General features: G+C 36.7%; 21 protein-coding genes. 11 read left to right on the forward strand and 10 right to left on the reverse strand.

Going from position 1 to position 20,948, the window contains the following annotated elements:
• Positions 1–110: 110 nt before the first annotated feature.
• The gene (locus ACF3OC_RS14500; protein WP_094279914.1) at positions 111–572 is read left to right on the forward strand and encodes an NUDIX domain-containing protein; all 462 of its coding nucleotides are present in this window, start codon (positions 111–113) and stop codon (positions 570–572) included.
• A gap of 202 nt (positions 573–774) precedes the next feature.
• On the opposite strand, the gene ACF3OC_RS14505 is transcribed toward ACF3OC_RS14500, so the two are convergent.
• The 7 genes from ACF3OC_RS14505 to ACF3OC_RS14535 form a co-directional block, all read right to left on the reverse strand.
• Complete coding sequence (locus ACF3OC_RS14505; RefSeq protein WP_256962472.1) at positions 775–906, reverse strand: hypothetical protein; 132 nt, start codon at positions 904–906, stop codon at positions 775–777.
• A gap of 125 nt (positions 907–1,031) precedes the next feature.
• Positions 1,032–1,505: a 23S rRNA (pseudouridine(1915)-N(3))-methyltransferase RlmH gene (rlmH, locus tag ACF3OC_RS14510; RefSeq protein ID WP_094256108.1), complete on the reverse strand. Its 474-nt coding sequence runs from the start codon at positions 1,503–1,505 to the stop codon at positions 1,032–1,034.
• A gap of 128 nt (positions 1,506–1,633) precedes the next feature.
• Positions 1,634–2,266, reverse strand: a complete 633-nt coding sequence (locus ACF3OC_RS14515; protein WP_094256109.1) for a YceI family protein — start codon at positions 2,264–2,266, stop codon at positions 1,634–1,636.
• A gap of 96 nt (positions 2,267–2,362) precedes the next feature.
• A complete protein-coding gene (murA, locus tag ACF3OC_RS14520; protein WP_094256110.1) occupies positions 2,363–3,688 on the reverse strand; it encodes a UDP-N-acetylglucosamine 1-carboxyvinyltransferase in 1,326 nt (441 codons plus the stop codon).
• 120 nt (positions 3,689–3,808) lie between these two features.
• Positions 3,809–4,531, reverse strand: coding sequence for a DUF4290 domain-containing protein (locus tag ACF3OC_RS14525; RefSeq protein WP_094256111.1), 723 nt, complete (start codon positions 4,529–4,531; stop codon positions 3,809–3,811).
• A 57-nt stretch (positions 4,532–4,588) separates the two neighbouring features.
• Positions 4,589–6,877 carry an ATP-dependent helicase gene (locus tag ACF3OC_RS14530; RefSeq protein ID WP_094256112.1) on the reverse strand — a complete coding sequence of 763 codons (2,289 nt, stop codon included), beginning with the start codon at positions 6,875–6,877 and terminating at the stop codon, positions 4,589–4,591.
• Between the two features lie 114 nt (positions 6,878–6,991).
• Positions 6,992–7,621: a chloramphenicol acetyltransferase gene (locus ACF3OC_RS14535; RefSeq protein WP_094256113.1), complete on the reverse strand. Its 630-nt coding sequence runs from the start codon at positions 7,619–7,621 to the stop codon at positions 6,992–6,994.
• A gap of 136 nt (positions 7,622–7,757) precedes the next feature.
• Between ACF3OC_RS14535 and ACF3OC_RS14540 the strand changes: the two genes are divergently transcribed.
• The gene (locus tag ACF3OC_RS14540; protein ID WP_392469583.1) at positions 7,758–8,441 is read left to right on the forward strand and encodes a M15 family metallopeptidase; all 684 of its coding nucleotides are present in this window, start codon (positions 7,758–7,760) and stop codon (positions 8,439–8,441) included.
• A gap of 61 nt (positions 8,442–8,502) precedes the next feature.
• Here ACF3OC_RS14540 and dnaB read toward each other — a convergent pair whose 3' ends face one another.
• The gene (gene dnaB, locus ACF3OC_RS14545; RefSeq protein WP_094256115.1) at positions 8,503–10,098 is read right to left on the reverse strand and encodes a replicative DNA helicase; all 1,596 of its coding nucleotides are present in this window, start codon (positions 10,096–10,098) and stop codon (positions 8,503–8,505) included.
• Positions 10,099–10,581: 483 nt separating this feature from the next.
• Between dnaB and ACF3OC_RS14550 the strand changes: the two genes are divergently transcribed.
• From ACF3OC_RS14550 to ACF3OC_RS14560, 3 genes are read left to right on the forward strand one after another with little or no spacing between them, the layout of a single operon-like run.
• On the forward strand, positions 10,582–11,343 hold the full coding sequence (locus ACF3OC_RS14550; protein WP_392469586.1) for an SDR family NAD(P)-dependent oxidoreductase: 762 nt from the start codon (positions 10,582–10,584) through the stop codon (positions 11,341–11,343).
• A gap of 11 nt (positions 11,344–11,354) precedes the next feature.
• Positions 11,355–11,804 carry a GatB/YqeY domain-containing protein gene (locus ACF3OC_RS14555; RefSeq protein WP_094256117.1) on the forward strand — a complete coding sequence of 150 codons (450 nt, stop codon included), beginning with the start codon at positions 11,355–11,357 and terminating at the stop codon, positions 11,802–11,804.
• Positions 11,805–11,811: 7 nt separating this feature from the next.
• Positions 11,812–12,258, forward strand: a complete 447-nt coding sequence (locus ACF3OC_RS14560; RefSeq protein WP_094256118.1) for a GNAT family N-acetyltransferase — start codon at positions 11,812–11,814, stop codon at positions 12,256–12,258.
• 53 nt (positions 12,259–12,311) lie between these two features.
• On the opposite strand, the gene ACF3OC_RS14565 is transcribed toward ACF3OC_RS14560, so the two are convergent.
• The gene (locus tag ACF3OC_RS14565; protein WP_392469588.1) at positions 12,312–13,277 is read right to left on the reverse strand and encodes a GNAT family N-acetyltransferase; all 966 of its coding nucleotides are present in this window, start codon (positions 13,275–13,277) and stop codon (positions 12,312–12,314) included.
• A 3-nt stretch (positions 13,278–13,280) separates the two neighbouring features.
• Positions 13,281–14,114 carry a 1-acyl-sn-glycerol-3-phosphate acyltransferase gene (locus tag ACF3OC_RS14570; protein WP_094256120.1) on the reverse strand — a complete coding sequence of 278 codons (834 nt, stop codon included), beginning with the start codon at positions 14,112–14,114 and terminating at the stop codon, positions 13,281–13,283.
• A 177-nt stretch (positions 14,115–14,291) separates the two neighbouring features.
• On the opposite strand from ACF3OC_RS14570, the gene ACF3OC_RS14575 reads away from it, so the two are divergent.
• From ACF3OC_RS14575 to ACF3OC_RS14600, 6 genes are all read left to right on the forward strand, one after another.
• Positions 14,292–14,954 carry a CBS domain-containing protein gene (locus ACF3OC_RS14575; protein WP_094256121.1) on the forward strand — a complete coding sequence of 221 codons (663 nt, stop codon included), beginning with the start codon at positions 14,292–14,294 and terminating at the stop codon, positions 14,952–14,954.
• Between the two features lie 30 nt (positions 14,955–14,984).
• Positions 14,985–15,890 carry an NAD kinase gene (locus ACF3OC_RS14580; RefSeq protein WP_229678363.1) on the forward strand — a complete coding sequence of 302 codons (906 nt, stop codon included), beginning with the start codon at positions 14,985–14,987 and terminating at the stop codon, positions 15,888–15,890.
• A gap of 330 nt (positions 15,891–16,220) precedes the next feature.
• On the forward strand, positions 16,221–16,958 hold the full coding sequence (locus tag ACF3OC_RS14585; RefSeq protein WP_094256123.1) for an isoprenyl transferase: 738 nt from the start codon (positions 16,221–16,223) through the stop codon (positions 16,956–16,958).
• A 120-nt stretch (positions 16,959–17,078) separates the two neighbouring features.
• Positions 17,079–19,652, forward strand: coding sequence for an outer membrane protein assembly factor BamA (gene bamA, locus ACF3OC_RS14590; protein ID WP_392469592.1), 2,574 nt, complete (start codon positions 17,079–17,081; stop codon positions 19,650–19,652).
• 57 nt (positions 19,653–19,709) lie between these two features.
• Positions 19,710–20,243, forward strand: coding sequence for an OmpH family outer membrane protein (locus ACF3OC_RS14595; protein ID WP_094256277.1), 534 nt, complete (start codon positions 19,710–19,712; stop codon positions 20,241–20,243).
• A gap of 106 nt (positions 20,244–20,349) precedes the next feature.
• Positions 20,350–20,901, forward strand: a complete 552-nt coding sequence (locus ACF3OC_RS14600) for an OmpH family outer membrane protein (protein ID WP_229678364.1) — start codon at positions 20,350–20,352, stop codon at positions 20,899–20,901.
• The last annotated feature ends 47 nt before the right edge of the window (positions 20,902–20,948 follow it).

The raw sequence follows: 20,948 nt of genomic DNA on the forward strand, positions 1-20,948 counted from the left end.
TATTTTGGTCAAGACGGAGCACTGTTTTGACCAAAATCATCATACTAAAAAAATACACAAATTACTTATCTAGACTTTGTTGGAACGAGGCAGGGTCAAAATACTAAACTATGTTTTTATTTAATGTTCGGGTTTATGGGATATTGATCAATGATCGCAATGAGGTCCTAATAAGCGATGAGCGCACAGAGAATGTTTCATTCACTAAATTTCCGGGAGGGGGTTTAGAATATGGGGAAGGATTGTTGGATGCCTTGAAGCGCGAGTACCTAGAAGAAACAGGAATGGAGGTTGAGGTTATCAAGCATATTTATACGACGGATTTTTTTGAGAAATCGAGTTTTAATGAGAGTCAAATAATCTCAATATACTATCAGGTAGAGCAAAAAAACGAAGTAGAATTAAACATTAAGACAAAATCTTTCGACTTTACTGAAAAATCACTAGAAGGAAAATTACAAGCGTTTAGATTAATTCCCTTGCAGGAGTTGCAAGAAAATGACTTAACATTTAAAACTGACCAGGTTGCGTGGGTTGAATTTTTAAAAAATATAGATAAAATTCAATTATAATATAAATGTTGCAACTTTTATTTGATTTTATAATAAAAGGTTTTTACTTTTACAGTGGGTCTTGGAGGTAGACTATTGTCTATTCTGGGATCTATGTTTTGAAAACACCTAGTTCTATAGGGTTTTATTAATAGTTAGTGTGATTTTAAGGCGATACTCCCCGTATCGCCTTATTTATTTTAACCTGACTAACGCCCTGCAATTATCTTAATAAGTAAGCCAATAATATTACAATTGCCCCACCGATAATAATAATCCACTTATTAATATTTCCACCATGGGCCCCTTCTTGGCTCTTGAACTTATAATCTCTTTTAAACTTATTTTCATCCATAATATTTTCTTTACTAAATGTTACTATTTTGATTTTAAACTCCTAAAAAAAACCTATAATCCTAACCCTTTTGTTAATTCAAATATTCAATTATATGATGCTAAATATATTCAATTTACATAAAATTATTCATGATGATAGGGTTCACCGCGCATAATTGTGTAGGCCCTATAAATCTGTTCTACGAAGAATAATCTGACCATTTGATGGGAAAAGGTCATCCTGGAAAGCGAAATCTTTGTATTGGCGCGTTGATAAACAGATTCATCAAAGCCGTAAGGGCCGCCGATCATAAATACCAGGTGTGTAACACTGGCGATCATTTGCTTCTCCAGGAAGTTTGAAAACTCCACTGAGCTATACTCCTTCCCTCTTTCATCGAGGAGGATAATATAATCTTGGTTCGTACAATTTTTCAATAATAACTGGGCTTCCTTTTCTTTCTGTTGGTCCTCTGTCAGGTTTTTCGAATTCTTTATATCAGGGATTGTTACAATCTGAAAATTGACGTAATGTTTGAGTCTCTTGGTGTATACTTCGATTCCTTGAACAATATGTTGATCATCAGTTTTTCCAATGCAGATCAGGGAAATTTTCATTTGTTTAGAATTTGATAAGCTACAAAAGTAAGACTTATCTGCTGCTTATGAGGAAGCAAAAGGAAGGAAAATTGCATAAAAAAGCCCTTAACTAAAGTCAAGGGCTTTTAATATTGAATTAAATAAAATTATTTATTTGCAACTAAATTGATGTCGAAATTGATCTCTTTAGAGATTAAATCATCAGATTTACCTTCATAATTCACACCCCAATCAGCTCTAGTGATGTTAAAGTTAGCTGTAGCTTTCACTGTTGCTTCAGTAGATTCAACAATTTTAGCGTCAAAAGTAATGTTTTTGCTAACTCCTTTGATTACTAGGTTACCAGAGATATTTAAATCTTGGTCAGTAGCACCAGGTTTAACTTCAGTGATAGTGAAAGTAGCTTCAGGATGACTTGCAACTGCGAAGAAGTCTTCAGATTTTAAGTGTCCGTCTAATTTACCTTTGAATTCACCTTCTAGATCAGTTGAGCTGATGGTATTCATATCAAGGACAACGTTTCCACCTACCAACTTACCATTATCTACGTTTAAAGTACCTGATTTAATAGATACAGTACCAGTGTGTTTTCCAGTAACTTTAGTTCCTGTCCAAACTACTTTGGAAGCTGCTGTATCTACATTTAATGTATTACCTACAACTTCAGTTTGAGTGATTGCAACTGAATCTTTAGTTTCTGCTTTTTTACCTTCAGGGTTTCCTGCACAAGATGCTAATACGAAAGCAGCAACTGCAGATAGTAATGTGATTTTTTTCATTGTGTGTTTGAACAATTAATTTTGCACAAAAATATATAGACTTAGTAGATTTTCAAGTGTAGAATAATTTTTTTAACACTAAGAAGACAATTCTTGTTAATGTCCAGCAGGTTGTGCCTCTACTCTTCTGATATCTGCTCCTAATGCTTTCAGGCGTTCTTCGATATGTTGATAGCCTCTTTCGATCTGTTCGATATTATAGATGACCGATTTCCCTTGAGCTGACAAAGCAGCAATCAATAGGGATACCCCAGCTCTGATATCCGGAGAGGTCATTTCGATACCGCGAAGTTTATTTTGCTTGTTCAAGCCGATAACGGTAGCACGGTGTGGATCACAAAGGATAATTTGAGCACCCATATCGATAAGTTTATCTACGAAGAACAGACGGCTTTCAAACATTTTTTGGTGAATCAGAACATTTCCTTTAGCTTGAATTGCTGTAACAAGGACGATGCTCAATAAATCAGGCGTAAATCCTGGCCATGGGGCATCAGAAATGGTTAAGATAGATCCATCGATAAAAGTATCGATTTCGTAGTTTTCCTGAGCAGGGATAAAAATATCATCTCCTTTAAGTTCAAATTTGATTCCAAGGCGAGCAAATACCGAAGGGATAATTCCTAACTCTTGGAAGCATACATTCTTAATGGTGATTTCAGAACCTGTCATGGCTGCCAAACCGATAAATGATCCGATTTCAATCATATCAGGAAGCATTCTATGCGTAGTTCCATCAAGTTTTTCAACTCCTTCAATGGTTAGCAAGTTAGAACCAATTCCGGAGATCTTAGCTCCCATTCTATTCAACATTTTACAAAGCTGTTGTAAATAAGGTTCACAAGCGGCATTGTAAATGGTTGTTGTTCCTTTTGCTAAAACTGCCGCCATTACGATATTGGCAGTACCAGTCACCGATGCTTCATCAAGGAGGATGTATGTACCTTTTAATTGAGTAGCATCCACATTGAAGAAATGGTTTTCAGCATCATAGACAAACTTAGCACCTAGTTTTTCAAAACCCAGGAAGTGTGTATCTAGACGGCGTCTTCCGATTTTGTCGCCACCTGGTTTAGGGATAGCTGCCTTTCCGAATCTTGCCAACAAAGGACCTACGATCATAATAGATCCACGAAGGCTCCCTCCTTTTTTCTTGAATTCTTCAGATTGGAAATAATCTATATTGATGTTTTTTGCTTCAAATTCGTACGTATCCTCATTCACTCTATTGACATCTACGCCCATTGCTGCCAATAAATCGATCAATTTATTTACATCTTTAATATCAGGGATATTGCTAATGGTCATTTTCTCAGCGGTCAATAAGACTGCAGAGATAATTTGTAATGCTTCGTTTTTAGCTCCTTGAGGAACGATTTCTCCTTTTAATGGTTTACCACCGTAAATTTCAAATGCATTCATAGTTTCTTCATATCAACCAATCCTTCAGCTTGAAAAAATTAAAGGATTGTTCAATTCATATCATACCTAGATGAAAAAAGCAATTGTACAAAGAGTACCAATTGCTTTTTTCAAAAGGTCTTATTTATAATTCTTCTTCTGTCTGTTGTTGTTATTGTTGTTCGAGGGTCTCTTGTTATTATTGTTGTTGTTACTATTCCTCTTGTTGTTGTAATTATTTTGCGGCTTATTTTGTTGTTGTTGGCCGGTATTACTACCTGAGGTTTTAACACGATTCCCTGGAGGAGGAGTTTTGAAATCAAGTTTCGTCAGTACGGTATCTGCTGGCAATTGTAATTCACCATGCGATAGTGTACTTAAATCTTGAAGGATCTGATCATCAGAGACTGAATCTTTATTCCAAGTTAAGTAAGCCATTTTCATGAAATTGGCTACGCTTAAGGTCATTTTTTGTCTGGCTTCCGGGTTAGAGATATTCAAGGTTTTCTTGATCATCTCTTCTACGGTGTGTCCATAATGTTTAAACTTGATATTATGGTTAGGATATTTAAGAGTCTCTGGTTTATGGTGAATATTTTCCTTGGTCGGGATTGGATAAGGAGAATCCACATCAATTTTAAAGTCCGAAATAATGTATAAATGGTCCCAAAGTTTATGTTTAAAGTCAGATACATCACGAAGATGTGGGTTTAATACCCCCATCATATCGATGACCACCTGCGCTAAACGGTTTCTTTCTTCCCTATCTGACAGCGTGCAGATATAGTCCACCATATTCTGTACGTTTCGGCCATATTCTGCCAAAATTAATTTTGGTCTAGTGCTGTTATAATCAAAAATCATATGTTTATTTTGCTTTAACCCTCTATAGGTGTTAAATATGTAATTCTAAATTGGGCATCAATTTACTATTCTAAGCTTGGCAAATTTAAGCAACAATTGCTTCTGTCCCAACTCTTTGAAGAAAATAGTTGCTTTAATATCCGGTTTATTTCCCTCGAGGTTAATAACCTTACCAAATCCGAAGCGTTCATGTTCAACTTCCATACCAACCTGCAGACCTGAAGTATCTGAAGGGGCAAAATCAGGACTTGGTTTATGTGCTTTTGGCAATATGGAAGTTGTCTTTATTACTTTAGGTTTTGGTTTAGAAAACACATCACCTGAAGCATTACCGCCTTCTTTGCGTTGCCATTGCACGCGTTCTGACCCGAAGTCATCATCCATCATTGGTGATGAGCGTGGCTTGAAGTCAAGATCCAAACAACTTGGATTTAATTCATCTAGAAACCGACTTGGTTCACAGTTATTTAATGTTCCCCAACGGTATCTGGAAGTTGCATAGGACAAATGTAGCTTTTTTTCTGCACGTGTCACTGCGACATAGAATAATCTTCGTTCTTCTTCCAGTTCTGACCTTGAATTTAAAGATAATTGTGATGGAAACAAATTTTCTTCCAATCCAACGATATGAACTACAGGGAATTCAAGTCCTTTGGAGGCGTGAATCGTCATCAAAGATACAGTATCTGCATTTGGATCCTTATCATTATCATCATTCGTCAGTAAGGCGATATCCTGCATGAAGACATCCAATCCTTTTTCTTCAAGATCTTCCCTTTCTGAGAATTCTTTGATACCGTTCAAGAGTTCTTGGATATTTTCATATCGTGCTAAACCCTCAACAGATTTATCCTCGTAAAGATCTTTCAGTATTCCAGAGTGCTGAGCAATATGCATTGCGGTGTCAAATGCAGAATTTGTTTTTGAAGTCGCCTGGAAACTTTGAATCATCAATCCGAAATTGGAAACTGAAGCAGCACTACGACCGTCCAAGAACATTTGAGCATTGGCAACCACATCCCACAAACGTAATTGTTGTTGGTCAGCTGCCACCATAATTTTCTCTACAGTCGTATCACCGATCCCTCTTCGCGGATAGTTAATCACCCGTTTCAATGCCTCTTCATCATTCGGATTAAAGGTCAATCTGAAATAGGCTATTAAATCCTTAATTTCTTTCCTTTGATAGAACGATGTTCCTCCGTAAAGCTTATAAGGAATATTCAGTTTTCGCAAAGCCTCCTCCAATGAACGCGATTGCGCATTAGTTCGGTATAGGATTGCAAAATCTTTATACTTTAAACTCTTCAATGATTTTTCCTGAGAGATTGCTTCAGCAACGATCTTACCTTCCTCATTATCGGAGAATGCACGACTTACTTTGATTTTCTCTCCATCCTCATTATCAGAGAATACATTTTTTTCTAATTGATTCTTGTTATTAGCAATAATACTGTTTGCAGCATTTACGATCATTTTTGTAGATCGATAATTTTGCTCCAGTTTAAATACCTTCACATCAGGATAGTCTTTTTGGAAATTTAAGATATTCTGAATATTTGCACCCCGGAAGGCATAAATACTCTGGGCATCATCTCCAACGACACAGATATTTTCATTTACTGCAGCCAATCTTTTCACAATCAGGTATTGAGAAAAGTTGGTATCCTGATACTCATCCACCATCAGGTATTTGAATTGATGCTGATATTTATGCAGAACATCTGGATATTTATTCAACAAAACGTTTGTTTTGAACAATAAATCGTCAAAATCCATGGCTCCAGCGCGGTAACAGCGCTGAGCATAGGTCATATAGATCTGTCCTAGCTGACCACGACCATTTGACTGATCCTCGGCTAGAATAGCTTCGTTCTTATTATATTCTTGTGGGGAAATTAAATTATTCTTTGCGGATGAGATACGACCATACACATGGTTGACATTGTATAGTTTATCATCGAGGTTCATCTCTTTCAAGATGGTTCTCAACAGACTTTTGGTATCGTCTGTATCATAGATTGTAAAGTTTTTGGGATAGCCCAAGAGTTCGGCTTCAACACGTAATATACGGGCAAAAACAGAGTGGAATGTTCCCATCCAGATGTTTTTGGCTTCGGAGCCTACCACTTTCATAATACGCTCACGCATTTCCTTGGCTGCTTTATTGGTAAAAGTCAACACAAGTACATTGAAAGGGTCTACACCTTGCTGTATCAGATGGGCTACTCTATAGGTAATTACACGCGTTTTTCCAGATCCAGCACCAGCAACAATCATCACTGGACCTTTAATAGTTTCAACGGCGTTTCGTTGTGAGGGGTTCAATCCTGCTAAAAAATCCAAAATACTCTCCTAAATTTATCTAATGTAATGCCTCAAAAATGGGGACTCAAATTTAATAAAAATAGCCGTACTATTCTAGAAAATTATCCACAGGCACAAGAAGATAGGAAAAAATCAATCGATTTGATTGAGCAACTCTTGAAATCGTTCCATAAATAATCCGACATGGTAGCCATCCAGCAATGCATGGTGAACATGTAGGGATATCGCCATGGTCTTTTTCCCGTCGACATCCATTAATTTTGCGAAGGAAATTTTAGGGCATGAATCCGGATAATCGAAGTTTCGAGCATGGGAAAGGGAAGTAAAATTGACCCAGGGCAATGCCGAGCAATGCACCTCATTTAACTTAGCACCTGTTAAATCTAATCCCGAAGAACTTTTTACTTTTTCTACTGCCTGATTGGCTCCTTTCAAAAACTCCTCTTCATCCTCTCGAAAATCAATATAGGAAAACCCGAAAGTATTATCATCACGAAGTACGGTGGTCGAGATATGAACCTCATCATATAAATAAAGTTCTGAATTATCAATCCTTAACCTGAAGTTCTCAATTTCATTCATGGCTTTAATAGCACGGTACAGGTAGTACAGAAAGAAAGACTGAGACTTTAACTTTGCCTGTTGATAAGCAATAGTTAAGTCCAATTCTGCAGTTATTCCATGGAAGGGTTCGGTAAATTTGGAAAAGAACTCAAAATGTTCCTTTCTAGACCAGCTATCTAAATCGACTTTCTTTCTCATATGAGCACAAAACTAATAAATCATCACAGATCTAAAAATGAAGAACTGCATTCCACTAATACCCCTAATCGATGGGAATGTTTCAAACTTGTATCTGGTTTTATAAATTTGTTCTTACAAGATCAAAATCTGACTTATGAAAAAAATACAAATTGCTATACATTCCTTGATTCTTGCGATTCTCTTTGTTGCTTGTGGGGTTCAAAAAGAAATTCCCAACAGCTTTGTAGAGTTGAAGAAAATGGTCCCCAATATTGAAATCGAATTGCGATATTTTGGGAACCACAATTTCATGGGGAGGCGGGTGAAAGGCTATGAAGCAAACAAAGTTTATATCAGTAAGGAAGCTGCGAAATCCTTGGTTTTAATTCAGAAAGAATTGAATCAAATGGGATTGGGAATAAAGGTTTTTGATGCCTACCGACCGCAGCAGGCAGTTGATAATTTCAAGGAATGGGCATTGGATATCGCAGATAGCACCGCAAAACAAGAGTTTTATCCAGATGTTGACAAGCGAGACCTTTTTAAACTCGGATATATTGCGGAGAAGTCTGGACATAGCCGCGGTAGCACGATTGACTTGACCATCATTAATCTCACGGACAAGAAGGAACTGGATATGGGTACAGGATTCGACTTTTTCGGAGAACCCTCCCACCATGATTACAGTGAAATTTCAGATGCTCAAAAGGCGAATAGAAAATTATTGAGAGGCATCATGGTGAAATATGGCTTCAAGGCAATTGAAGAAGAATGGTGGCATTATACCTTAAAAAATGAACCATTCAAGGATCAATATTTCAATTTTGCCATCAAATAAATGGAATAAAAAAAGCGCCGAAGATAACTTCAGCGCTTTTTTAAATATTTTCTATTTCCGATTAAAATGGAGCATCATCTGGCATATCATTCATTCTAGAAGGCATTGTGATTCCACCACCGAAATCTCCAAAGTTACCAGAAGGTTGAATTGCACTACCCATTCCTGCACCAAAATCATTGAAACTACCACCATCTGGACCCATTCCTGAGAAATCATCTTCTAAATCGACGAACTTCACATACTTACCTACGAAGCGTAAAGGAACAATACCGGTCTCCCCGTTACGGTGTTTTGAGATAATAACCTCTCCTACACCTACTGTTGATCTTCCTTCTTCATCCTCCAACAAACCATAGTATTCAGGACGGTAAAGGAAAAGTACCATATCGGCATCCTGCTCAATAGATCCGGACTCACGTAAGTCGGAAAGCATAGGACGCTTACTGTTTCCTGGTCTGGATTCCACTGCACGGCTTAACTGCGACAAGGCTAATACAGGGATATTCAGTTCCTTAGCAACGGATTTTAATGCACGTGAGATACTACCGATCTCTTGCTCACGGTTACCACCACCCTTACCATCGGCTTTTCCATGCATCAACTGCAAGTAATCGACGATTACCATTTGGATATCGTACTGTGCTTTTAAACGTCTGCATTTCGCACGGAATTCAAATACGTTTAATGCTGGGGTATCATCAATAATTAAAGGAGCTTCGGTCAAGCGGCCAATTCTAGAGTGCAATTGTTGCCATTCATGATCCGCAAGGTTTCCTTTTTTAAGTTTTTCTTGTTCAATTTCGGTTTCTCCGGCAATCAGACGATTTACTAACTGCACCGATGACATCTCCAGGGAGAATACAGCAACGGCACGATTATGATCGACTGCTGCGTTTCTAGCAACAGACAATACGAAGGCCGTTTTACCCATCGCTGGACGAGCCGCAATAATCACTAAGTCTGAAGGCTGCCAACCCGAGGTCATTCTATCCAATGCTGTCAATCCGGAAGGAATACCTGTTAATCCATCCGTTTTCTCACGTAAGGATTCCAACGAAGAAATGGCCTCACGCATGATATCATCCATTTTTCTGGAGTCTCTCCTTAAGTTGTTTTGGGCGATATCGAAAAGTGATTTTTCAGCATGATCCAATAAATCAAAGATATCGGAAGTTTCATCGTAAGATGAGTTGATAATTTCGGTAGATACCTTGATTAATTCACGTTGAATATATTTTTGGGAGATAATACGAGCATGGTATTCTATATTGGCCGCTGAAACGACACGGTCAGTCAACTGAGTGATATAGTATGCACCACCTACCATTTCCAAGGCTCCCATTTGGCGCAATTCAGCCACCACGGTAAGAATATCGATTGGGGAAGTCTTTTGGAAGAGATTGTAGATCGCTTGGAAAATCTTTTGGTGAGCTTCTTTATAGAATGAATCAGGCTTTAAGATATCGATCACTTCACTAAGCGCATTTTTCTCCAACATCAGCGCACCTAATACCGCCTCTTCCAGGTCCAATGCCTGTGGAGGGAGCTTACCTAATCCAGAGACTAAGTTATTTAAGCTCGTTCTTTTTTTGTTGAAGTTTGCGCGGCTAGATTGTCCTGACGCACTGTTTGTAAATTCGTTTTCTAAAGACATACTATAAAATATTTCTCGGCTTGATTCACCCTGCTTTCAATGATAGGGTAACAAATGTAAGAAAAATAAGAGATGCCCTACCATCAAGTTTTGAACAGTAAAAAATAGGTGCTTCAACAATCATGCAATAGGAGTTGTAAAACAGGGACTAATAATTAACATCAATTGTGAAGAACCTGTTAATAACTAAATTTACGCATTATAAATCAACATTTTAAAGGAATGTGGATAAGATTAAGCTTTGTGAATAACCTGCTAACAGCCTACAAAAAACAGTTAATTTGAAGTACTATTCTCTCTTCTATTCATAGTCAGCGAGTTAGGTATGCTTAAGTCTTCTTTAAGTTTAGAATGACCCTTTGAAAGTCCCAATATTTTAGTCAGTTTGTTGTATCTTTGTGTATGTCAACTTAGCAACTCCTAAAATCCTGGAAAAAGATTTAAATCAGGAAGAAATGCTAATAATATTAAAAAATTAAAAAAATGAGGACAGTTTTAATCACGGGAGCAAGCTCTGGAATTGGAGAAGCTTGTGCTCTTGAATTGGCAAAGGAAAATAAATATAGATTTCTATTATGCGCCAGAAGAGTTGAAAAACTGGAGGAATTAATCCAAAAAATCAAAATCATCAACCCCAATACGGAAACCCATAGTTTTAAACTGGACGTTCGCAATTCGGATGAGGTAGAAACGACTTTCTCTAACCTTCCTGAAGAATGGAAAAAAGTTGATATCCTAATTAATAATGCGGGATTGAGTCAAGGTTTGGATTCCATCCAAGATGGCAAGATTGGGGATTGGGACCGCATGATCGACACCAATGTAAAAGGATTATTATATGTGACCAAGTATGTAATCCCAATGATGGAAGGAAGTGATCAGGCACATATCATCAATTTAGGTTCGATAGCTGGAAAAGAAGTTTATCCGAATGGCAATGTTTACTGCGCAACAAAACATGCGGTAGATGCTCTTACAAAAGCCATGCGCATCGATCTTTTAGCGAAAGGCATCAAAGTCACCAGCATCGACCCAGGAATGGTAGAAACTGAATTCTCAGAAGTAAGATTCCACGGCGATAAAGAACGTGCGAAAAACGTGTATACAGGCTTGACACCACTATCAGGACAGGATATAGCTGAGATTGTATCTTTTGTACTCTCCAGACCAAAACATGTGAATATCAATGATTTGTTGGTGATGCCAACAGCTCAAGCAAATGGAACAATAGTAATTAGAAAATAAACAAAACATATATGTCATTAGAAGCAAAAATCACACAAGATATCAAAGCGGCAATGATCGCTAAGGACAATGTAAGATTACGTGGATTGCGTGCAATTAAAGCAGCCATTTTATTAGCAAATACAGAGAAGGGACATGCTGAAGCATTGACAGAAGAAGGTGAAATCAAAGTATTGCAAAAACTTGCTAAGCAACGTAAGGAGTCAGCAGAAATCTACCAACAACAAGATAGAAAAGACTTATATACCATTGAAATTGAGGAATTGGAAGTAATCGAAGAATTTCTTCCAAAACAGTTGGACCGTGATGCCGTTGAAAATGTAGTAAAAGGAATTATTGCTGAAACAGGTGCTACCTCCATCAAGGACATGGGGAAAGTAATGGGTGCTGCCAACCAAAAACTTGCGGGTCAAGCTGATGGACGCACGATTTCAGAAGTTGTTAAATCGCTATTAAGCTAAGAAATTTATGGAATGGAGATTAAAATCCTTTTCTGAATTAAGCTCCTTAGAGCTCTATAAAATTTTACAGCTACGTATCAATGTTTTTATGCTGGAACAGGATTGCCTTTATCCAGAATGTGATGACAAGGATTTAAAAGGCAACCACCTTTTTGCAATGGATAATGATATCTGTATCGCTTATGCGAGATTATTACCACCTGATATCTCCTACCCTAATTGTAGCTCCATTGGCAGAGTAGTGGTTCATGCTGACTACAGAAAGCATCAATATGGTCAAGTTCTGATGAATAAGGCTATTGAAGAGTTAAAGCAGGAATTTCCATCGGTACCAATCCGGATTAGTGCTCAGGAATACCTGATGCGATTTTATACTGGACTAGGATTTCAGATTGAAAGTGAGGTCTATTTAGAAGACAACATCCCACATCTGGAAATGGCCCTCTATCCATAAATAGAAAAATAAAAACAAAACCCCCAATGTTTAATCGCATTGGGGGTTCTTTTTTATCTTGTTTTTACTGGTCTTTCACCGAAATGTTTATCTCTTTCAAAGGTCGACATATGGCGTTCTTTTTTCGCTGGATAGATATCATCCAAAGTGATCATGATACCTGTTTCTTCCACTTCACCGAATTCGTTATTTCTGGCAGTTCCAAATACACGCATGGTTGGAGAAAGATTCATATAGGTATTGATCAAAGGCGGAATGTTTTCATCTAATTCGCGAATCCTAGCATTCAAAACCTTATATCCTTCTTTATAATCCAATCCATCAAAAATTCCGATATACTTCGAGATATCCGTTTTATAGCCCAGGTAAAGATCCTGAACTGGTTGCACTAAATTATCCTTATCAGGGAAATAGTGTTCCATAAAATAGATTAGTAGATCTCTTGCTTCAGCGTTATAATGCGGATACATGGTGACCTTTCCAAAAAGATATTTAACATCAGGATTAATAAGAACCAGTGCTCCTAGTCCGTCCCATAAGTTATCTAAAGAGAAGATACCTTTTCTATTATCGATTGCAGGTTGATATTTAGGTTGAACCCAAGATCTGCCTAATTCAATAGTATAGGGTAAGAAATCCTTTTTGAATTTTTCAGAAAAATCAAAGTAATGTGCGGTTGAGAGATGAATTTCTCCATTAGAATCGGTTGCTTGATCGCATTTTATCACACGGTAACCAGCGATGATTTCTTCATCTTCTGGATTCCAGGCGATTAATTGATCATAATTATGATCTGAGGTATCATTTTCATCAATATCTAAGGGTAATCCGGTACCACCGCCGGCACCACGAAAGGTAAGTTCGCGCAATCTTCCGATTTCACGCATAATATTAGGTGCGGTATGATAATTTACTAAATAGACTTCGTTACTTCCATTATTGGTATAGCGAACGAAGGCTTCTTTCGTAAGTTCACTTTTAATTAGATCTCTATCTACCGGTTGAATTATTTCTTGCATACATTATTTTTTACCATGAGCCATGGCATAAACCACTTCTTTTACTTCTGCTGCCCATTGACGTTCATTCTTGCTGGTGTCAAAATGGGTATAAGGAATTTTCTTCCCGATTCTGATGGTGATATCCTTCCCTCTTTGGGAAAACATCTCATCAGGTAAATATAACATTTCAATATTTGCTTTTAATCCTATTTTATGTCTTATTCTCGATAGGTTGTAAAAGAAATTCGAGTTTCGTCCTTCAATATAAACAGGAACAATGTCTTTTTTATATTTTTTTGCTTTACTGATAAAGCTTTTTTTCCATTCTAGATCAACAATCTCTCCTTTTATTTTCCGAGAAACTAGTCCGGCAGGGAATACTAATAGGGCATGATCGGATGCATATGCATTTTCTATAGCAGCAATAGCTGATTTACTCTGACCACCGACTTTATTTACAGGAACGAATAATGGTTCAAGATTTCGGACATTCATCAGAATATCATTTACCAAGAATTTCACATCCTTTCTATACTTGCCTATGACTTGCATAAATGCCACTCCATCCAAACCACCTAGAGGATGGTTCGAAGCAAAGATTACACTTTCATCTAAAGGAATATTTTCAGCACCTTCCAAATGCACATTCACCTTAAGTTCTTTCAGTAATGAGTCCACAAAATCTAAACCCATATCATCATGATAGGTAGTCATGATGTAATTTATCTCGTCTTCATGGATCGTTTTTACTAAATAACTTAATAATGGCTTGGGTATCCATTTGGCTAAGCCTGGACTTTTCTTGCGTATTACCTCCCTGATTTCAATAAACTTCTCTTGCTTTTCTAAGCTCATATACTATAATACTCTTTAATAAAAGTTGTGTAAAATTACATAATTAGTTTTAAGATGACTAAAACATCTTTTTATTTTATATCAATTTAATATTTTCACTACCTTAGCAATAAACGCAGAATTAAACTAAAATTAAACGTTTTTCTTTTTTTTTAGTTTAATCATATAAAAGGTTTCATGTATATCGGTGAAAACATATCTACGCTCTATACCGAAGTTCATCCAAATGACACGGTAGCTTTTTCTTTAGATAAGATTAATGAGCTTCATTTTCATCAACTTCCCATCGTAAAAGGTAAGGAATATCTCGGATTAATCACTGAAGAAGACCTTTTATCCCTGGAAGATGAAGATACCTTAATTAAGGAACTTAAACTATCCTTTCCTTTCATTTATCTTTACGATTATCAACACATCTATGATGCATTGCAATATTTGGAAACCTATCAGTTTGATTTATTGCCAATTGTAAATAAACAGAAGGAATATGTGGGCGTTATTACTCAAAAAGATTTATTGAGAGCAGTCAACCAAACCATATCCAATCAGGATAAGGGAGCTATCATTGTTCTTGAAATGGAAGATCGAGACAATAGTTTAACTCATGTTTCGCATATTATTGAATCTGAAAACACCAAAATCTTAAATACCGGGATTAGACCTATTGAAAATTCTTCGAAGGTAGAATTGACTATTAAGGTTAATAAAAACAATATTTCTTCGGTATTAGCTTCCTTGTGGAGACATGATTATGTGGTGAAGGCAACATTTAATGATGGGTCAGATCAAAATGATATCCAAGAGCGATATAATCTTTTAATGAACTATTTGAATATTTAATTCTTAGAATTTTCCATCTTTGCGAATAATATGAGCAAAAGCATGAAAGAGCTGTCCATAGCAGTATACGGTAGAGAGTTTAACCAATCCGTGATTGGATATGTCATTGAACTTTTCACTTATCTGCGTGAAAAAAATGTGAAAGTATATATCCACCACGACTTTCATAGTTTCCTGAAGCGCCTATGCAAATTAGATTTCACCTTTAAGAAATTTAAATCCCACCATGATCTTCCGAGCGACATCGCCTTTATGCTTAGTTTGGGTGGTGACGGTACGATGCTTTCTGCAGCGACCTTAATCAAGGATTCGGGGATTCCATTAGCTGGGATTAATTTTGGTCGATTAGGTTTCTTGGCAAACATCTCCAAAAATCATATGGAAGCTGCCTTGGATCAGATTCTCTCCAATAACTACCAAATCCAGAAAAGAGCCTTGCTGCAAGTTGAAAGTTCCGACGGGACTTTTATTAAAGGGGAAGATTTCGCTTTGAATGATATTACCGTATTCAGATCCGATTCTTCAGCCATGATTACCGTTCATGCAGTATTGGACAATGAATTATTGAACTCCTATTGGGCAGATGGATTAATCATTGCTACTCCAACGGGTTCTACAGCATATTCCTTAAGCTGCGGCGGACCGATTATCATGCCTGGAAGTGGAAATTTTGTGATCACTCCTATTTCGCCACATAACCTTAATGTAAGGCCAATAGTTGTTAATGAGAATATGCAACTGCGCCTTGAAATCGAAAGCCGAACAGAAAAATACATCTTGAGTTGCGACTCTAAGAGTCATACCCTCAGCACTAAAACTAGTTTATTGATTACCAAGGCTCCATTTAGTATCAACTTAATCAGGCTGCCAAACGATCAGTATTTTGGAATATTAAGAGAGAAACTATTGTGGGGTATTGATGTCCGCAATTATTAAGATTAATTGTCTAAACTTCCATAATCCATAAAAATTATTTAAGGATTATCTTAAAACCTGTATCTTTACTTGAAAATCTTTAAATATTGGGGCCAAAAATCAAGATGAAAAGCGAATCAATTTCGGTAATTAATTTATTTGCGCTACTTCCTACTTTGGAAAATTTAGGAACAAAATTGATTGGCTCATTTTTGGGATTATTCAATAAACACTATCAACTTAACATTTACCCTTTCTTTTCAATTTTCTTCTTATTCTCTGAGATTAAGGAAGGTCCCAAAACTTTAAGCTTGATCAAAAACTATACAAAGAATTAACGTAGATTATCTAATGAGTTTTAAAGATAAAATAGATAAAAACAATTTACCACAGCATATCGCTATCATCATGGACGGTAATGGCCGTTGGGCAAAGGAAAAAGGCGAACTTCGCGTCTTTGGCCACAAAAATGGTGTTACAGCGGTACGTGAAGCCTTAGAAGCGTCCGTAGAAATCGGATTAAAATATCTTACCCTCTATGCCTTCTCCACAGAAAACTGGAACAGACCACAATTTGAAGTGGATGCTCTCATGGAGCTTCTAGTAAACTCATTAAACCAAGAATTACCTACCTTCCAAGAAAACAATATTCGGGTGAATAGTATTGGCAGAATGTCGGACTTACCAGACCATTGTCAAGTCACTCTTCAATCCACAATAGACCAAACCAAGAACAATACTGGCTGTACTTTGACGCTTGCACTGAGCTATGGATCCCGTCAAGAGATCCTGGATGCTACAAAAGCGATCGCTGAAAAAGTTAAAAAAGGTGAAATTTCTATTGATGAAATTAACGAGGATCTTTTTAGCCAAAATCTTTACACTAACAACATTCCAGACCCCGATCTTTTAATCAGAACTAGTGGTGAAGAACGCATCAGCAACTATATGTTGTGGCAAATAGCTTATTCTGAGCTGTTTTTCTTACCAATCATGTGGCCTGAATTTTCTAGAGAAACTTTATTCGAGTGTATTTATTTATTTCAGAATAGAGAAAGAAGATTTGGGAAAACTAGTGAACAATTATAAGAAATCATTACTTTTGCATCATTTTAATTTTGACAGCGATACTGTCAGAACTTCGTAATATTTCTTTTAACAAAAATTAACAAGACTTTGCTGTACTTTAGCAGACATAATAAAAAGTAGATGAAGCGTATAATTAAACTTTCTATTTTACTCACCTTCTTAATTTGCAATTTCGCGCAGGCTCAGATAACAGGAAATAGGCCTTTGAATTTGAACAGTCCAGATGATATCTCTTATTTGGATCCAAAAAACTATGTAATTGGTGGAGTAACCGTAACTGGAGCACAATATCTGGATGCGGAAGTCCTTATCACCATTTCCAAATTATCCGTTGGTCAGTATATCGAAGTTCCAAGTGAACAAACATCAAGCGTAATCAAAGCCTTGATGGATCAAAACCTTTTTGAAGATGTTCAATTATATGCTACTAAAATTGAAGACGAAACTATCTACCTTGAAATTAGAGTTGTTGAAAGACCTCGTTTAACTCGCGTTGATATTAACGGTCTAAGTAAAACTCAAACCGAGGAAGTTCGTAAAAGACTAAACACTAACTCCGGCAAGATTGTAAATGACAACTTGTTGATGACCACTAAAACAACTATCGAAAAATATTTAAGAGAAAAATCTTACTTATTCCCAGAGATAAAAATCACTACAAAACCAGATTCATCGCAAGCGAACAATGAAATCTTGGTAGTGGATGTTGATAGAAACAAAAAAATCAAGGTAAACAGCATTAACTTCACTGGAAACGAAGAATTTAGCAACAGACAGTTGACTAAGTTCATGAAGGGTGTTCGTCCTAGAGCATGGTTCCGCGTATTTGGACCTGGTAAGTTCAAAGACGAAAAGTATGAAGAGGCTAAAACCAATTTGATTGCTAAAATGCAAGACAAAGGTTTCCGCGATGCGCAAATCCTAAAAGATACTGTAAGACGTCATGACAATAATGAAGTTGCAATTGATATCGATGTTTATGAAGGCCCTAAATATTATGTAGGTAATATTACATGGTCTGGAAACTCTAAATTCAAGGATTCTACTTTAAATATCTTATTAGGTATTCAACATGGTGATGTCTATAGTGAAGAAAAACTGAATTCAAAATTAAGTGGTCCGACTAGAAATTCGGATGATATCGCTGCCATTTATCAAAATGATGGTTACTTAACATTCAGTGTACAACCTGTAATCAAAAGAATTTATCAAGATACTGTAGACTTGGAAATCCAGATGTTTGAAGGAAAGCAATACACCATTAACAATGTTATCTTAAAAGGTAATGATGTGACCAATGACCGTGTTGTTCTTCGTTCTATCTATACAAAACCAGGTCAAAAGTATTCTCGTGAGTTATTGGTAAGAAGTGTTCGTGAGATTTCTCAGTTAGGTATGTTTGATGAGCAAAAGGTTCAACCTATGCCAACAAACTTAAACTATGAAGAAGGAACAACAGATATTGAATTCTCAGTAGCTGAAAAACCTTCTGACCAAGTAGAATTATCCGGAGGTTATGGTGCTGGTCAGGTGATTGGTACATTAGGATTGACCTTCAACAACTTCTCAACAAGTAACTTCTTTAAGAAAGAATCTTGGAAACCACTTCCTAGAGGTGATGGTCAAAAATTAAGTATCCGTGGGCAAACTTCCGGAAAAAGATACCAATCGTATAGTTTCTCCTTTTCAGAGCCTTGGTTAGGTGGTAAAAAACCTATTTACTTTGGATTGAGTGCTTACATTTCAAACTCACAATACCAACGTTATAACTGGCAAAATAACCGTTATGAGGATTATGAAGGAATTCCTAAAATCCAAATGCACGGGGTAACTGCTACCTTAGGTAAGCGTTTGCAATGGCCAGACAACTATTTCCAAATTAATAGCTCATTGTCTTACCAACGCTATTTCTTGGATAACTATGGTGGTATCTTCGTATTCGCGGATGGTACAGCTTATAACATTAACTTTACGCAAGAGATTAGCCGTAACTCAATTGACGCGCCTATCTACCCTACTTCAGGATCACATATCAAGTTCAGTGTGCAGTTGACTCCTCCATATTCATTATGGAACAATATCAACTACGCTACTGCTCCAGATAACGAGAAATACAAATTCACAGAATACCATAAATGGAAATTCGATTCTCAATGGTACACCAAAATCGCTGGTAAACTTGTATTCAAGGCACAAGCTCAATTTGGTTACTTAGGAAGTTATGGCAATGAGACACCAATTTCTCCATTTGAGCGTTTTAAATTAGGTGGTGATGGTATGCAAGGCTTCGACTTCTTACAAGGTTCTGAGATTATTGCAATGCGTGGTTACTCAAATGGAGCTTTAATTCCTGCTTCAACGGGTAGTAATCAGCAAAATATTGCGATCCAATCAGGTAGCCCGATCTATGCAAAATATCAAATTGAACTTCGTCACCCGATTATGTTAAATGAGCAAGCAACAGTATTCGCTTTAGCATTCGCAGAGGCTGGTAACACTTGGAACAAATTTGATGAAGTGAATCCATTTAAAGTTCGCCGTTCGGTTGGTGTGGGTGCTCGTATCTTCTTACCTATCTTTGGTATGCTAGGAATTGACTACGGTCATGCATTAGATCCAATCCCAGGCTTGACTACTGATCGTTGGAAACAAAACTTCACCTTCAGTATTATCCAAAATATGGGAGGTTTCTAATTAAACTTTTTAACATTTGAATTGTCTTAAACATAGAATTTAAAAAATAATATGTCGATGAAAAGAATAGGAATATTAATCGTGATGTTAACCATGTTGGGTTCAGTTTCTTTTGCCCAAAAATTAGCATATGTGGATTCAGAATATGTAATGAAACATATTCCAGAATATAATTCAGCCCAAAAACAACTAGATGACCAGTCTAAGCAATGGCAAGCTGAAGTTGATAAACAATTCGATGAAATTGAACGTATGTATCAAGCTTATCAAAAGGATCAAGCAAACTTGAACCAAGATATGCGCAGACGTCGTGAAGATGAAATCGTAAATAAAGAAAAAGCCGTAAAAGAGTTCCAACGTACTAAATTCGGTTTCGAAGGAGACCTTTTTAAACAACGTGAAAACTTGATGAAACCTATTCAGGCTAGAGTAGATAAAGCTATCAAAGATGTGGCTGCTGCTGGTCAGTTTGATTTCATTATGGATAAAAGAAGTGAAAATACTTTCCTTTATGCCAACCCAAACTTGGATAAAAGTAACGATGTTATCACTAAATTAGGTTTGAAACCTAATCCTTCTTTAGCGAACTAATAATTTTTATTATAATTGCAAACTAATTTTATTATTTAACATAAAACAAGAAAATTTCCTTATATCAGTAAAATATAAGACTAACAAAAAAAGCATGAAAAATTTATTGAAAAGTGTAGTATTAGCATCAGGAATTTTATTGGCAGGAAATACTGTCAATGCACAACAAAAAATTGGACACATCAACACAGCTGAAATTGTTCAGTCTACTAACGAGTTCAAAGCTGCTGAAACTCAAATGAAAACCTTGCAAGAAACTAAACAAAAAGAAATTCAAGGGATGATCAGTGAGTACCAAAAAGAGCAAAACAACGCAAACGAAAAAATCAGAAACCGCAGTGAAGCAAATAAAGAAACTGTAGATGCTGAAGTTCAAGCGATCGCTAACAAAATGCGTGAAATGGAAACTCGTATCCAAAGTGTTCAACAAGCTGCACAAGAAGAAATCGGTAAAAAACAACAAGAGTTATATGCTCCTATCGAGCAAAAAGTAATGACAGCTATCAATACCGTGGCTAAAGATAAAGGTTATGCTTACGTATTAGACATCTCTAGTGGTGGTGTTCCTTACTTCCAAGGTGGTGACGACTTAACTGCAGACATCAAAGCTAAATTAGGTGTTTCTGCTGCTGCACCAGCTGCTGCTCCGAAGAAATAATTCTTAGAAAGCAAGACATAAAAAAAGGATCAACGATGAGTTGATCC

The sequence above is a fragment of the Sphingobacterium cellulitidis genome, from assembly GCF_043187465.1.
In the GTDB taxonomy this organism is placed as follows: Bacteria; Bacteroidota; Bacteroidia; order Sphingobacteriales; family Sphingobacteriaceae; genus Sphingobacterium; species Sphingobacterium cellulitidis.